At 36.8% G+C, this 378-nt stretch carries 1 protein-coding gene; it reads left to right on the top strand.

Annotated elements, in window-relative coordinates; translation table 11 throughout:
* Positions 1–122 precede the first annotated feature (122 nt).
* On the top strand, positions 123–378 hold a 256-nt coding region (locus J1N10_RS21135; protein ID WP_262328700.1), incomplete at its 3' end, for a hypothetical protein.

The raw sequence follows: 378 nt of genomic DNA, 5'->3' as shown, positions 1-378 counted from the left end.
ATTCAAATAAAAAGAATAAAATACGAGGGCTAACAACATGCTATAATGCATGGCCACCATTAAAGCTGGCCACAGCATCATGCAAACACCGTTGTATGGCATACGAAGAAACCTAACTGCAAATGGATAGTAACTACAGAAAAATAACACCAGAAGAAGTTTTCTTCATTTTTAAGGAAGAACATAGACTTTGCAGCCAATTTGATGTTGAAGCTGACCCAACAGTTGATTTGACAATGGATTCTTCAATAAAGGAATGGCGCTACTCGATGGATTTACTCCCTTGGAGAAAATTGGGTAAATATCTGAATGAGGAATTTGAAATTAATATTTCGGAAAATGATTGGGAATCGACACTTGAACCATCGAGAACCAAAC

The sequence above is a fragment of the Carboxylicivirga litoralis genome (assembly GCF_025499605.1).
GTDB lineage: Bacteria > Bacteroidota > Bacteroidia > Bacteroidales > Marinilabiliaceae > Carboxylicivirga > Carboxylicivirga litoralis.
Note: the sequence above shows the minus strand (reverse complement) of the source record. Positions and strands in the feature narration are given on the sequence as shown.